The sequence below is a fragment of the Moritella dasanensis ArB 0140 genome, from assembly GCF_000276805.1.
GTDB classification, from domain to species: Bacteria; Pseudomonadota; Gammaproteobacteria; order Enterobacterales; family Moritellaceae; genus Moritella; species Moritella dasanensis.
The window spans coordinates 1-14,717 of record NZ_AKXQ01000046.1; the positions used below are offsets into that span (position 1 = coordinate 1).

Annotated in this window: 10 protein-coding genes; 5 read left to right on the top strand and 5 right to left on the bottom strand. The window is 41.4% G+C overall.

Going from position 1 to position 14,717, the window contains the following annotated elements:
- The first annotated feature begins 578 nt into the window (after positions 1-578).
- The gene (locus tag A923_RS0121555; RefSeq protein WP_017223760.1) at positions 579-1,556 is read left to right on the top strand and encodes a zinc-dependent alcohol dehydrogenase family protein; all 978 of its coding nucleotides are present in this window, start codon (positions 579-581) and stop codon (positions 1,554-1,556) included.
- A gap of 218 nt (positions 1,557-1,774) precedes the next feature.
- Here the strand turns inward: A923_RS0121555 and A923_RS0121560 are convergent, their stop codons facing one another.
- The 3 genes from A923_RS0121560 to A923_RS0121570 all read right to left on the bottom strand — a co-directional run bounded on the left by A923_RS0121560 (position 1,775) and on the right by A923_RS0121570 (position 5,895).
- On the bottom strand, positions 1,775-2,578 hold the full coding sequence (locus A923_RS0121560) for a slipin family protein (RefSeq protein ID WP_026006411.1): 804 nt from the start codon (positions 2,576-2,578) through the stop codon (positions 1,775-1,777).
- Positions 2,559-4,073: an NfeD family protein gene (locus tag A923_RS0121565; protein WP_017223762.1), complete on the bottom strand. Its 1,515-nt coding sequence runs from the start codon at positions 4,071-4,073 to the stop codon at positions 2,559-2,561. The genes A923_RS0121560 and A923_RS0121565 overlap by 20 nt, the downstream gene beginning before the upstream one ends.
- Positions 4,074-4,194: 121 nt before the next feature.
- Entirely contained in the window at positions 4,195-5,895 is a 1,701-nt protein-coding gene (locus A923_RS0121570) for a methyl-accepting chemotaxis protein (protein WP_017223763.1), read from the bottom strand.
- A gap of 421 nt (positions 5,896-6,316) precedes the next feature.
- On the opposite strand from A923_RS0121570, the gene A923_RS0121575 reads away from it, so the two are divergent.
- The 3 genes from A923_RS0121575 to metC all read left to right on the top strand — a co-directional run bounded on the left by A923_RS0121575 (position 6,317) and on the right by metC (position 11,023).
- On the top strand, positions 6,317-7,678 hold the full coding sequence (locus tag A923_RS0121575) for an alanine/glycine:cation symporter family protein (protein WP_017223764.1): 1,362 nt from the start codon (positions 6,317-6,319) through the stop codon (positions 7,676-7,678).
- A gap of 245 nt (positions 7,679-7,923) precedes the next feature.
- Positions 7,924-9,540 (top strand): hypothetical protein, encoded by a 1,617-nt coding sequence (locus A923_RS0121580; RefSeq protein WP_026006412.1) that lies wholly within the window; start codon positions 7,924-7,926, stop codon positions 9,538-9,540.
- A 298-nt stretch (positions 9,541-9,838) separates the two neighbouring features.
- A complete protein-coding gene (gene metC, locus A923_RS0121585; RefSeq protein WP_017223766.1) occupies positions 9,839-11,023 on the top strand; it encodes a cystathionine beta-lyase in 1,185 nt (394 codons plus the stop codon).
- 58 nt (positions 11,024-11,081) lie between these two features.
- Here the strand turns inward: metC and A923_RS0121590 are convergent, their stop codons facing one another.
- Complete coding sequence (locus A923_RS0121590) at positions 11,082-11,975, bottom strand: DMT family transporter (protein ID WP_017223767.1); 894 nt, start codon at positions 11,973-11,975, stop codon at positions 11,082-11,084.
- Between the two features lie 162 nt (positions 11,976-12,137).
- Positions 12,138-13,016, bottom strand: coding sequence for a DMT family transporter (locus A923_RS0121595; RefSeq protein ID WP_017223768.1), 879 nt, complete (start codon positions 13,014-13,016; stop codon positions 12,138-12,140).
- Positions 13,017-13,242: 226 nt separating this feature from the next.
- Here A923_RS0121595 and A923_RS0121600 point away from each other — a divergent pair, with 226 nt between their 5' ends.
- Complete coding sequence (locus tag A923_RS0121600; protein ID WP_237716264.1) at positions 13,243-14,373, top strand: hypothetical protein; 1,131 nt, start codon at positions 13,243-13,245, stop codon at positions 14,371-14,373.
- Positions 14,374-14,717 lie beyond the last annotated feature (344 nt).

The window sequence follows — 14,717 nt, forward strand, 5'->3', positions numbered from 1 at the left end:
TAACACGATGAACCAGTTCTAACTGATTATAACCCCCTCCCAACCTCCCCCTACAAAAATGGGGAGGAGCAAGAGAGTGACTACTTTATTATTAGTTAAAATAGCACGTCAGTAAATATGAAAAAACCAGCCTCGGCTGGTTTTTTGCGTTTAACCACAGACCCCCTCCCAGCCTCCCCCTACAAAAAGGGGAGGAGCAAGTTCAAAAACAAGTGCAGACTGTCAGTTGAGGCGATTAAAGACGGCTTGCCCGCCGTGAACCCATCCATGGGGGCTTGAGGTTGGCATCCATGCCAACAACAGCAGCCTTTCTTTAATTGCCTCGCCTTTACCGTATTCCTGGTAAGAACATAATCGACGTAAAGCTAAATAAAATTTGTAATTGGTAGTTTGTTTAGTCCCCTCCCTTTCTATTTTATATAAAAAGTAGGGGAGGGTTAGGGTGGGGTCATCTTTTGTTTTGCCTAAAAAGCAAAGGTAGTTTGCTTTTTAGGTTGTTGTTGGCGATGTGGACAAAGCATAGAATAGCCTCATCTTGTGAAGCAAGACCCAAATAATCTTATAAAAAGGTAACAACCATGAAAGCAATGATCATTAAAGAAATCGGTTCAAGCGACGTTTTTCAATTAGTAGAAAAAGCAAAACCAACAATAAAATCAGGCCACATGGTTGTTGAAGTTAAAGCAACAAGCGTAAACCCAATTGATACTATGTTACGTTCTGTTGAACTGCCTTGGTCTGCCAACTTACCTGAAGTTCTACACTGTGATGTTGCAGGTATCGTTGTTGAAGTAAGCGAAGATGTTACAAGCTTCAAAGTTGGTGACGAAGTTTACGGTATGGCTGGCGGTATTAACGGTGTTGACGGTGCGCTTGCTGAGTTCATGTTAGTTGATGCGCGTTTAATGGCACAAAAACCAAAAACATTAACAATGAAACAAGCCGCGGCATTACCACTTGTTGCAATTACTTCATACGAAGCACTTGTACACAAAATGAATGTGCAAGCAGGCGATAACGTACTTATCCATGGTGCTACTGGTGGTGTAGGTCACATCGCAGTACAACTTGCAAAAGTGCTTGGTGCTACTGTGACATCAACTTACTCTCCTGCGAACGTTGAACTGGCAAAAACAGTTGGTGCAGATAATTTAGTCGACTTCACTACAACAACCGTAGCAGATTATGTACAAGCGTATGCTGGTGGTACCGGTTTTGATAAGATCTTTGATACTGTCGCTGGCGAAAATATCCAGAAGTCATTTGAAGCAGTAAAATATTACGGTCATGTAGCAACCATTCTACCTGTCGAAAACGTACTACAAGTGGCACTGAAAGGTTTGTCATTCCATAGTGTATTAACGTTAATCCCACTTTGTCATGGTATTAATCATGAATCACACGGCCGTATTTTAACTGAAATCGCAACACTCGTTGATGCAGGCAAGATCACCCCAATCATTGACCCAAGCAACTATTCAATTTGGGAAGTCGCACAAGCACATGATCTCCTAGGATCAGGAAAAGCAGTTGGTAAAATCACACTAACAGCTTAATCCTTATATTTGAATCGCAGTATTTACGTGCTCATATTTAATGAAGCACAACTAAAGCATCAATAGTTTTCTATTGATGCTTTTTTGTTACCAGCGAAGAATAAAGAATAAAGAATTAAAGGTCGTGAACTGAAATGATAAACGCAAAATTTATAACCGGTTCGCCTTTTAAACACATTATTTATATGAGCTCGACGAGTACAATCGCGCTGACCTTCTTATTTATTATCATTATCGGTTTTATGTTCTGTTTTCGTGGTTTTACCTGGCATTAAGTTAGCCAGTAATTCTGACGGCATTGGAAATAAGATAGTTGAGTTTTTCTCACTGGCTATCTCGGTTAAGGTTTGCAGATAACGTAGCAGGATCGCATTGGGTTCTTGAGCAAGTTTTGCTGCCGCTTCGACTAATTTATCCGATGCTTCCATTTCCCCTGATGCGTGGATCACTTTCGCCCGACGTGTTCTTTCGGCTTCTGCCTGTCGTGCAATCGCCCTGATCATGGTTTCATTTAAATCAATGTGTTTTATTTCCACGTTCGATACCTTGATGCCCCAACCATCGGTTCGGGAATCTAAGATAGCTTGAATATCGGTATTAAGCATATCTCTGTTGGCTAACATTTCATCTAATTCATGCTGACCCAATACCGAACGTAATGTTGTTTGCGCCAGTTGGGATGTGGCTTGCAGGAAGTTTTCGACATTGATAATGGCTTTTTGTGGATCGATGACCCGAAAATAAATCACGGCATTAACGCGCACGGAGACATTATCGCGGCTGATAACGTCCTGACTGGGCACATCCATCACCACTGTACGTAAATCGACACGGACCATTTGTTGTATGATGGGGATAACGATGATCAGACCAGGCCCTTTAACTTTTTCAAAACGCCCCAGAAAAAAGATAACGCCACGTTCGTATTCACGTAAGATCCGAAACATGCTGATGATGAGTAAGAGCAATAAAAAAATAATTGCTCCGGTGAATAACATGCCGCTACTGAGGATTGCTTGCATCATTAACCTCCAATTCAGTGAGTGGCAATAAGATCAGCGTTAAGCCATCAATGCCATTGATTTGTACTACTTGTCCGGCGATTAATTTTTGCGGGCTATAAGCTGACCAACGCTCGCCGTTTATATTAATATGCCCTTGGCCAATGAACCCTGTGTCGACAGTGGCTTGCGCACCAATTAACGCTTCTTTCCCACTGACCACTTTGTTTTTGCGTATGTCCCATAAATAACCAAATATAAAGACAAAGAACAGTAATGAGACGACGGCAAGCGCGGCGATAAGTTGTATCGATACCTGAAATTGCGGTAGGTCGGTATCGAATAAAAATATCGACCCGAGGGTAAACGCAACGAGGCCGCCGAGACCAAAAACCCCCACGCTTGGTGACATCGACTCTGCTATCAGTAATGCAATCCCCAGTAATAATAATGCCAGTCCGACATAATCAAGTGGTAACAGTTGAAATGCATACAGGGCAATGAATAAGGAGATTGAACCTGCTACTCCAGCGATACCGATACCCGGACTGTAAAACTCGAGTAAGATGCCATAGACCCCAATTAGCATGAGTATATAAGCGATATTAGGGTCAGTGATGGTGCCTATAAAGTTGCTGCGCCAATTGGGTTTACGTAGTTCCAGTGGACTATTGGTTAGTGTCAGTAGTCTTTGCTGTTGCTTAATGCTGACGACTTTTCCGTCGAGCTTTTGCAATAAATGTTGTGGTGATTGCGCGATCAAATTAATGACATTTTTATCTAATGCTTCGACCGCTGTGAGTGTGGCGGCTTCAGTCACGGCTAATTCTGCCCATTGCACATTACGTTTACGCAGCTGTGCTAAAGAACGAATATAGGCAACCGAATCGTTAAGCACTTTCTTTTCCATGGCTGTTTTTTCAGTTGTTTGTGGTGAGGCTGGTGGTTTACTGCTCGTTGGCTCAGTGCCGCTGCTTTCTGAAGTATCGGGTTTGTTATCGGCATCGGGTGTTGGTTGATAAGGATTAGCTGGTTTTTTATCACCACCGCCGGGCAGAGGATTACCAATGCTGACAGGCGTAGCAGCACCTAATGTGGTTGTTGTTGCCATGGCTGCGATATGACAGGCATAGAGAATATAGGTACCTGCGCTGGCGGCTCTTGCACCCGGTGGGTATACGAGACAAGCGATGGGGATATCAGAGTTCAAGATAGCTTGGTTAATATCACGCAAGCTAGAGACAAGACCACCGGGGGTATCGATGGTGATGATGATTAACGGTGGTGTTGAACCACTATTATTGTCGGTATCCGTACCACTTTGGTTGTTTGCTCGGTTAATTTCGTTGGTGAGATAATGGCTGACGGCAGGACCAATAGCCCCTTTTATCGTCAGCACAGGTATAGGGACTGCGACTTTATTAGCGGGCGTATCTGCAGGCTCTACGAGGTTAGCATTTACCATACTGCTATAAATCAATAGCATGCTTATCAGCAAGTAATACATAGGTAACATCTCACGATCATGTTACCTATATTCTAGTTCATTTATACCATGCCCGCGTTGTTGTTTATGGTGATTTTTCACGGCAACTCTTCATCGTCATAAGCGCGGGCACGTTATTACCCGACTGGGTCTACGACAGCTTGAATTGGCTAAGCAGGGTCTCTAATTCTTCGCCTGCGGCTGATAAGTCAGTGGATACTTGTGTCGTTTCATGGCTTGAATCTAATAACTGGGTAACGACATCGCGAATGTTGATCATGTTACGGTTTATTTCATCAGTCACTGAACTCTGCTCTGTCGCAGCGGTGGCAATATGACTCGTCATATCATTAATCGCATCAACTGCATCGGTAACAGCAGATAAACTACCGCTAATTTGCGTCGATGATTGCATCACATGCGCACTGGTTTCTTGGCTGGTTTTCATCGCACTTACTGCTTTGGCGACAAATTGATGCAAACCATCGAGCATCACTTTAATTTCTAATGTGCTGTCTTGTGTCCGACTGGCTAAACTACGTACTTCATCTGCAACAACGGCAAAACCTCGGCCTTGTTCACCTGCTCGCGCGGCTTCGATCGCGGCATTCAGTGCTAATAAGTTAGTTTGGTCGGCAATCGCGCCGATAACTTGCAATACATGATCAATCTTTTGTGATTGCTCATGCAATGAGTTCATGTGGCCACTGGCTTGTTCGACGTTATCAACTAAGTTCGTAATGGCGGTATTCGATGTTGAGACATTATCTTGCGCTAATAAAGAGTCTTGGGTTGCTAAGTGGGTAGCGTCAGCGACCTGGATTACATTTTCAGCGACATCATTGGCCGTGGCGTTCATCTGCGTCACAGCGGTCACGACTTGGTCAGTTTCATTATTATGAATGGTGAGTTGTTCGGTGGTTTTTTTGGTCTGCTGGCTTAAGCTTGTGGCAGAATCAGATACTTGATGAGTGACATCGGCCACTGCACTGATAATAAACTGTAATTTGGACGTGAATCGATTAAAGGCATCACCCAGTTGGGCTATTTCATCAGTGCCTTTAATATCGAGTCTGCGGGTTAAATCACCCTCACCATCGGCAATATCATTGAGGGTATTAAGCATGTCGTTAATTGGGTTTGCAACCCGTTTAGCTATCCATAACATCATTAAACTGGTGAGAATAATCAGCACAATTGCACTGATAATAGCGGATTGTATTTGGGTATAAAGCTGTTGCCATGCAGATGCACTGAAAATAGCTAAATCGCTTTCAATATCATCAACGTAAACGCCCGTACCGATGAACCAGTCGGTCCCCGCAATGGGCGCTGAATAACTTAACTTAGGCTGTACTGTATCGGTACCAGGTTTGGGATAAACGTATTCAACAAAACCACCTCCAGACTGACTTGCCTTAATCAGTTCTTGGATGAGCATTACGCCGTTTTTATCTTTTAATGTAAAGCGGTTTTGGCCTTGGTTTGCTTCGTTGGCTGCGTCGGCAATATTGATGCCTTTACTGTCATAAATAAAGAAATAGCCAAGGTTGTTGTCACCATAGCGGGCTTGTTTCAGTAAATCTCGCACATCAGTTAGGGTTTGCTGCTGGTTTTTATTATTCGCCGCAGCATTGATTATTTCTCGTTGTATTATTTTTTGCGTTATTTTTACTGCGTCACTGATTTGTTTTTGACGTTCACTACGTAACAGTGATTCATGATCATTAATCATGCTGGTAACTGAATTGGCTTGTAAATTAGCAATAATGCCTAACGCAACGAACAGTGCAATCATCATAGGTACTATGGCAATCAGTAGTAATTTATTCTGCATTCTTAAATTATTCATGTATTAACCTTTAGCTCAGTTAAAAATAACAACGTGTCTCATTAGCTCATTTTTTTACCTACATTTATATATTTTTATACTTGAATTGTTAACTTAGTGTTTATTTTTTGTGTTTTTTTTAATAAGTTTGACTGTATTTTAAAAATGTTTGGATACTGAGAGTGACTATGTATAGAACACTATGTTGTTTTCTCTTTCTCCTTTATCTGCGGGGCTTGAGGCTATCTATCTATAAAATATCAAATAAATTTATAAGGTTATGACTTAGTTTTTTAAACCGAAATATAATGCCTGAGAATACGAATTTGCCGACACATGGTTGCATGTTAAACAGTTGTAGGTATTATGTTTACCTGTTTGATGAATATATAACCTGATAATGTGCGCTTTGAATTATCTTAAATCTAAGGAAGGGATGTAAATGGAAGCTTTAACAGATTTTATTTCTGCGGTTAATAGTGTCGTGTGGGGTGTTCCGATGCTCGTCATGATTCTTGGGGTAGGACTATACCTATCCTTGGGACTGAAATTAATGCCTATTTTGAAATTAGGCACGGGTTTTAAGTTACTTTGGGCTGGACGGAAAGCGACTGCTGGCGAAAAAGGTGAAATTTCGCCGTTTAATGCGTTAATGACATCACTTTCTGCCACGATTGGTACTGGTAATATTGCGGGCGTTGCAACGGCTATCTTTTTGGGTGGTCCAGGTGCGTTATTTTGGATGTGGTGTACTGCGTTAGTCGGCATGGCAACCAAATATGCTGAAGCAGTCTGTGCGGTTAAATATCGTGAAACAGATGCCAATGGTAACCACGTGGGTGGTCCAATGTATTATATCAAAAATGGTTTAGGCAGTAAGTGGGCTTGGCTCGGTACTGCGTTTGCTATCTTTGGTTCAATCGCTGGTTTTGGTATTGGTAACACAGTTCAATCAAATTCAGTTGCTGACGCTTTATCAAGTAGTTTTGGTATTGAGCCAATTGTATCTGGTTTAGTGATGATGGTATTGGTTGGTCTCGTGCTAATGGGTGGCGTTAAGCGTATTGCTGATGTTGCTGGTAAATTAGTGCCGCTAATGGCTATCTTCTATATCGGTGCTGGTGTTGTTGTATTGGCGATGAATGCGAGCGAGATCCCTGCTGCATTTTCATTAATCATTGAAAGCGCATTTAGTCCTGTTGCTGCACAAGGCGGTTTCGCTGGTGCTGCTGTTTGGGCTGCAATCCGTTTCGGTGTCGCACGTGGTGTATTCTCTAACGAAGCTGGTTTAGGTAGCGCGCCAATTGCGCATGCTGCTGCTCAAACTAACGATCCGGTTAAACAGGGTCTTATCGCTATGTTAGGTACGTTTATTGATACACTTGTTGTTTGTACCATTACGGGTCTGGCGATTGTGGTATCAGGTGCGTGGACATCGGGTGAAACAGGTGCGGCATTAACTTCCGCTGCGTTTGCGAGTGCATTACCGGGTGTAGGTAACTACATTGTGGCGATTGCGCTGTCGGTATTTGCCTTCACAACTATTCTTGGCTGGAGTTTCTACAGCGAAAAATGTGTGCAGTATCTATTTGGTGTGAAAGCGATTGTACCATTCCGTATCTTGTGGATAGTTGCAGTGCCAATTGGCGCAACAAGTTCATTAAGCTTCGTTTGGTTGTTGGCTGATACGCTAAATGCGATGATGGCTCTACCTAACTTGATCGCACTGGCACTGCTTAGCCCTGTGGTATTTAAGTTAACGAAAGAGTACTTTGCCAAGCAAGGTAATGCTGCGAAAGAGTAATTTGTCCTGCTAACAAACATTGGTCGGTTATGCTTGGCCAATGATGATTAACTATAATACTTAAACCCCCGTCTATTTTCGTTGAAAGTAGGCGGGGGTTTTGTTTTTATGCTGAAAAAAAACTACCTATTATCTTTTATCCTATGCTTACAATCGCTTACACAGTGTCGTCTGTAATTATTTTACCATGCGTTACTTTATGTAATTTTATGTAAAGATTGTTTTTAACTAAGGGTAGTTCAGTAATGGCAATATCAAATAAATTGAGAATGTGTTTATTAACGGCTGGCATGATTGTGCTTGCAGGTTGTGATTCTGATAGCGGTAGTAGCACTACCCCTACGACCGTTTCGCGCACTAAAGGTGTCGTTCAACCTGTCGTTACACAAACGTTTCCAGCAGATATGCTTATAGCTAAAGAAGCTGGTTTTACACGTTACAGTGAATTACTCATTGATAATGCTGGTACTCAATTAAAACTACGCATTATCGCGACAGATGATGCTGCGAAGAATGAGAAAATCATACGCGCAAGCAATATCATGCAACATCTATTACAAGATGTAGATGGTGCTTCGTACGGCAGTGATAAAGCGTCTATCCTACGCACTATGGCTGAACGTCAAGCAACGTTGATCTTAACGAAAGATCAGGATGAAAATAATATACTGACGATAAAGTTATATGCCATTGCCGCAATTAAACACGATTTGTTAGCAGGCGTTATCACAAAAGCAGGCGTTAGCAAGGCTGTTAGAGTTGATAACCTCTCTCATTTTTTAACTGACTTTAGCACTTTATCTGATGGTGAAGTTATTGAAAATGACAATGAGCAAGATAAAATTATTGATGAGTTAACAATGCTAAATAGTAAGGACGGTCTATCTAGATGGCTTGTTAATAGCCAATCGTTACAGTATCGAGAATTATCTGTTGAAGGTGATTGTCATTACATGAGTAACTTTGAGCAAGTTACAACTGCAATAAAAGACCCAGATACGAATGAATTTATAAAAGAATCTAAATATTGTACTAATTTAGGTGCCCATTCTGATCGTGATGCCGCGTTTGAAGAAATCCTACACTTAGTGCAAGCTCAAGGTATCGCCTCAAATCCAGATACTCACGCTTACCAAGAAGCAGTAAGATCTCGTGCTGAGTCTATACATAAGAGTTTAGCTACAAATAAGCCATGGAATCCAACTGCGCAAGATTGGATAGATTGGGCTGACGATGACACCAACCCTAAAATTGGCTCAACTTATTCTCATGAGTATCTTGCTGCAGTACTTGAAGCGTTTATGGGTATGAACGGACATAAGACAAAGGGGCTAGACGGATATACCAGTACTGAGCGAGAGCAGATTAGTGCAAAAGATAATATCGGTGATAACTTTGTGAGAGAAATGTTTGCTGGTGATTTACAGTACACGGCTCGAATTCAAACTGCAGGTGTTGTTAAATATTATACTAAAGCGGCTTTAACTGGCACGCCAACATTTAAGATGCAAAAAAGCAGTGATGCTGCAGATAAGTATACCTTTAAGTCGCAATATCTTAAGAATGCGGTACTTGTTGGTACTGACGCTATCGATTTAATCGGTAATGATAAAGATAATATCTTAGAGGGTAACATTGCTAACAATACTATTCGCGCCTGTGCAGGTAACGATACTTATGTTGTGACAAAAACAACTGAAGCAGAATTTAAATCTTGTACTGTGGTACCAGGTGACGATAACGGTGAGGTTTACACTCAAATTACTTGCCCAAATACAGGCACTGATAAGTTGTATGGTTTTAACAAAATAAAATTATCAGACGGTTCAAAAGCTGTTGATGCGACAGGTCACATTAATTAATTCAGTGTGTGGCCGTCGCGGTACTTAGTTCTAAATAAAAGAGAAAAAAGCCAATTAACTTCGACTTAATTGGCTTTTTTATTGCTGAACTTTAATATGATTACTGACCCTCAGTATTATTAAGTTTTAATTTTATTGGTTAGTTTTAGTCGGAATAAGGCATTAAGCTATTCTTTTTATTTCAATCTACGTTATTCATTGCCTGTCACCCTATCTTTCGCTACTGTACTTTTATAGGTCAAAGATTTTATAGACAAAATTGATATCACAATACGAGTGAGCAGGGAAAGACATTACTATGAGTTCAGACAAATTAGCCACACAGTTGGTATCAGCAGGACGCGACAGAAAATTCTCACACGGTTCAGTTAACCCTGTAGTACAACGCGCATCATCCATTGTATTTGATTCAGTAAAAGCTAAGAAAGCGGCCACCGCTAAACGCGCTGACGGTGAATTATTTTACGGTCGCCGTGGTACCCAAACTCATTTCTCTTTGCAGCAAGCGATGACACTACTTGAAGGTGGTGCAGGTTGTGCACTTTATCCTTGTGGCGCAGCTGCGGTAACCAACTCTATCTTGTCATTTGTCAGTGCGGGTGACCATATCCTCATGACTGGTGCTGCGTATGAGCCAACGCAAGATTTTTGTAATGTGATGTTAGCTAAAATGAACGTAGCAACAACGTATTACGATCCGATGTTAGGCGAGGGTATTGCCGCGTTAATGCAAGACAATACTAGCGTGGTATTTTTAGAGTCGCCAAGCTCGGTGACCATGGAAGTGCAAGACATTCCGGCGATTGTAAAAGCGGTTCGCGCGGTAAATCCTGAAGTGATTATCATGATGGATAATACATGGGCAGCGGGTATCTTGTTTAAAGCATTAGAGCATGATATTGATATTTCTATTCAAGCGGGTACGAAATACATTATTGGTCATTCAGACTATATGTTAGGTACTGCAGTTGCTAATGAACGCTGCTGGGCACAATTACGTGAACAGTCCTACTTAATGGGCCAAATGGTTGATGCCGACACTGCGTACATGGCGAGCCGTGGTTTACGTACCATGGGGATCCGTTTAAAGCAGCATGAACTAGCGAGTATTAAAGTGGCTAACTGGTTAAGTACGCGTCCAGAAGTGGAGCGTGTTAATCACCCGGCACTACCAAGCTGTAAAGGCCATGAGTTTTACAAACGTGACTTTAATGGCTGTAATGGTTTGTTCTCGTTTATCTTAAAAGATAAATTAAGCAATGAACAACTGGCTAACTACTTAGACAACTTTGCTCATTTCAGTATGGCGTATTCATGGGGCGGTTATGAGTCATTAATTTTGGCTAACCAAGCGTCAGAGTTGAACCGTATTCGACCTGCGGGTGATGTAGATTTCACTGGTACGCTAGTACGTTTACACATAGGTTTGGAAGATGTTGAAGATCTGATTGCTGATTTAGAAGCGGGTTTTGCTCGACTTTAATTACTCTGTATTAACGGACTAAAATCAATGTTAGTCCGTTATTTTCAGTCCATTAATACTAAGACTGAACTATCGCTTCTCTCTTTTTGGCCTTTCTCGATTTAAACTGCGTCATCGCAACACCTGTCAATACCAATCCACCGCCAATAAACTGCTCACTCGATAGTTGTTCACCGAGTATGAAGGTTGCCATTATTGCAGTAAATACCGGTAATAGATTCATGAACATAGCCGATTTATCTGCGCCAAGATGTTGGATACTCTGCATCCATAACCAAGTAGCTAAGATTGAAGTTGGTATTGCGGCATATAATACCAGTGGTAATGATTCTGTGGTTAGGCTGACTTGGCCGTGGTACGTCAATACAGGTAATAAGATGATTACCGCAAATACCATCTGCACATATAACGCGATCCAATTGTTGAACGGTAGACGCCAGCGTTTGAGTAATACTCCGTACAGCGAGTAACTACAGGCTGCAATCAGCATGTAAGTATCACCAATATTAATGCCTTCAGATAGCAAGTTATTGATGTTCCCGTGACTTAACATATACACCAAACCCGTCAGTGAAATCATCGCCCCGAACAAGGCCTTTTTGGTTAGTGAAAGTCCGAGTATCGGCACACTAAACATCAAGCTTAATAACGGCACTAAAGCAAAGATCAGCGTCATGTGGGTTGCTGTCGTTGTCGCCGCAGCAAAGTAGGCGAGGGATTGATTAATCGCCATGCCCAGTAATGCGAGGAAGGCTAGTTTAGGTAAATAAGGTTTAATCGCGTGGCGTTTTTTCCATACTGGTTTGATTAAAAAAGGCGTAAGCGTGATTAAGGCAATGAACCAGCGGTAGAAGGAAATTGTTTCGGGTGCGATAACATTGGTCGATAAAATATTAACAATCGAATTGCCTGACCAGATGATAACCGTGAATAGCGGGAGTAAAAAGTACATGGAGATCTGCTTGCGTATAAAAAGGGGATTGTAGCAGAGAATATAATGTAATTTATAGAGAATAAACCAAGGTGATGTAATGGGGTAGGATCATCACCTTGGTTTTTCGTTATTCGCGGGTCTTGTCTACTGTATTAGTGCTTACTGAATTAGCACTAATAATTACAGTGCAGGCGCCTTTTTCGACACGCGTTTCTTAACCACAGTTTCATTAAACACCAATGACAGAATAATAATACTACCGCCTAACGCCAATTTAACTAAGTCAGCATCACGATTCCAAATGACCAAGTTTACTAACAAACCTAATGGTACAAGTACGTTGTTCATTGCCGCTAATGTGCCAGCATTAACCAAACATGCGCCTTTATTCCACATGAAGTAACCTAGACCAGAAGCGATAATACCAAGGTAAGTGAGTACGCCCCATTGTGTTGTGGTGGTTGGCATTTTTTCAGTGCTACCTAGCAACATAAATGCGACTGCAGCAACCAGGAATGCGCCAATGTAGAACAGGCCAAATACTTCGCTATGCTTCACACCTTTTAATTCATTTTCTGATAATTTCTTGTAAGCCACTTGGCCAATCGCCATGGCAATATTCGCGCCTTGTACAACTAAGAAACCAATGACAAAACCTTCATTAATACCTGCGTATTTAATGACAATAGCACCTAATACCGCGATGATCGCAGTACCTAAATACCAAGGGCTGAAACGTGAATGTAATAAGTCATCAATTAAGGTTACATAGATAGGCGTGAACACCGTAAACAGGAGTACTTCAGGGACGGATAATAATAAGAACGATTGATAATAGAAACCATACATAATACCCAGCTGACAAGCGCCGATAGCCATGACTTTAATAATGGTCGAACGGGCGAGGTTACCCAAGCGTAAAAATGGGATGAATACCAACATGGCTAAACCGATACGGAATAATACCGAGAACCAAGCATCCACTTGTCCTGCTAGATAAACACCGATGAGACTAAATGAAAAAGCCCATACTAAATTTGTAATGACTAAAAAATGCATTCCTTTACCTTAATTAACAGATGTCAGCAGGATTAACGACGATTGCCGAAAATAGTGACTAGAGTTTATATTTTGCTTGGTTTACATTACAGACCTGTGTTTAAAATTTGTCGTTTTGATTTACGTCAGAGTAATAAATGTACATTTGTAAGTTGTGAATACGGGAATATTTATTCTTGTTATGATTAATAATAGCTGTTTATTTTCGAATATCGAGATCGTTAAAATGATGAAACTAAGTGCATTATTACCCTTTACTCTGCTGGTGGCCTTTAACTCTGCTGCGAACGTACCTGTAAATCCTATTTTTCAGTTAGAGGCCAAACCTGAAATTGGCGAAATGGTGACGTCATCTAACGCTGAACTGTGTGAAGTGGCCAAAGGTTCTGTGGATTACCTTAATTTGGGGGAAGACTATGATTCCGGTATTATCACCGCGGGTATAACAGCGCAATTTGGTGGCGATTTAGACCGCGTAAAACGCACCCTTAATTTTATTTGCCAAGTAGAGCAAGAAGATAAATTAGCGGGTACTGAAAGCCGTTTAATGGACGCTGATTTTATTGCCAAGCATTTTGACGTGATCCGCTGGATGCCAGACAAAAACCAAGCGCAGGGCTTTGCCAAAGATAAACCGCTGTTGAAAAATATTCCTGACGATAAAATTTTACTGACCAAATATTATATTAAACTTGCGAAGGGAACGGCAAAGCAAACGCCTGAAACCCCTTATGCGTTATATGCCATTCCGAATGATGAAAAAGACCTCACGCTTGAGCAAGCGAATGCTGATCTGAGTTTGACTCGTCATCAACTGACCAAGCAAGACGTCATTACCGGTATTTTGGATAAAGATAAATTAGCAGAGCCGATGGTGTGGCTATCACGTTATGATTTAGAAGATTCGTTAATGCAGGGCACTGTCAAAGTCGACATTTCGAGTGGTGATAACAATAGTGCCGAGATCACCAGTCAGTTCTTTAACGTGCATCGTAATAATGGCATCGGTTATAAACGTAATTTGAAGAAGGAAGAGCAGGGACGTTATTGGTACTTCAAGAAAACCGAGTCGGTGATGGGTTACGGTAAAGATGCTAATTATAAGATCCCTGTTTATCCGTTAGTGACGGTTGCAGGTGATTTAGCGCATTTAGGTTTAGGTAAGTTAATTATGTTGACTCACAATGGCGAAAGTCGTTTAACCGTATTAGCAGACACGGGTGGGGCGTTTGAGAATAACCAATACCAGCTCGATTACCTTGGCGGTTACTTCAAAAACTGGGATGACTATATTAATACCTACAGAACATTCCCTGATTATTTTGAAGCGCGGATATTATTGTTGAAAGAGAAATAATAAATATAACTAAGCTTTGATATCTATTAATTACTTACTAGATTATTAACTCGAAATTGAGTAAAAGCGAGGCAATTAAAGTAAGGCTGCTGTTGTTGGCATGGATGCAAACCCCAAGCCCCCATGGATGGGTTCACGGCGGGCAAGCCGTCTTTAATCGCCTTAACTGACAGTCTGAACCTCTTCGAACTTATCCCTTATCTCTAACTCCTAATCCCCATATCCCAGAAAGTAAAAAACCAGCCTAAGCTGGTTTTTTCATATTTACTGACGTGCTATTTTAACTGATAAATCATTCTAAATAATGCGTGTCTAACGATTATTAGAACTGGTTCATCGTGTTA

Excerpts from the sequence above, each read along its gene's own strand:
- A923_RS0121570 (WP_017223763.1), bottom strand. The coding sequence starts at position 5,895 with ATGAATAATTTAAGAATGCAGAATAAATTACTACTGATTGCCATAGTA.
- A923_RS0121575 (WP_017223764.1), top strand. The coding sequence starts at position 6,317 with ATGGAAGCTTTAACAGATTTTATTTCTGCGGTTAATAGTGTCGTGTGG.
- A923_RS0121555 (WP_017223760.1), top strand. The coding sequence starts at position 579 with ATGAAAGCAATGATCATTAAAGAAATCGGTTCAAGCGACGTTTTTCAA.
- A923_RS0121560 (WP_026006411.1), bottom strand. The coding sequence starts at position 2,578 with ATGCAAGCAATCCTCAGTAGCGGCATGTTATTCACCGGAGCAATTATT.
- metC (WP_017223766.1), top strand. The coding sequence starts at position 9,839 with ATGAGTTCAGACAAATTAGCCACACAGTTGGTATCAGCAGGACGCGAC.
- A923_RS0121590 (WP_017223767.1), bottom strand. The coding sequence starts at position 11,975 with ATGTACTTTTTACTCCCGCTATTCACGGTTATCATCTGGTCAGGCAAT.
- A923_RS0121580 (WP_026006412.1), top strand. The coding sequence starts at position 7,924 with ATGGCAATATCAAATAAATTGAGAATGTGTTTATTAACGGCTGGCATG.
- A923_RS0121595 (WP_017223768.1), bottom strand. The coding sequence starts at position 13,016 with ATGCATTTTTTAGTCATTACAAATTTAGTATGGGCTTTTTCATTTAGT.
- A923_RS0121565 (WP_017223762.1), bottom strand. The coding sequence starts at position 4,073 with ATGTTACCTATGTATTACTTGCTGATAAGCATGCTATTGATTTATAGC.
- A923_RS0121600 (WP_237716264.1), top strand. The coding sequence starts at position 13,243 with ATGATGAAACTAAGTGCATTATTACCCTTTACTCTGCTGGTGGCCTTT.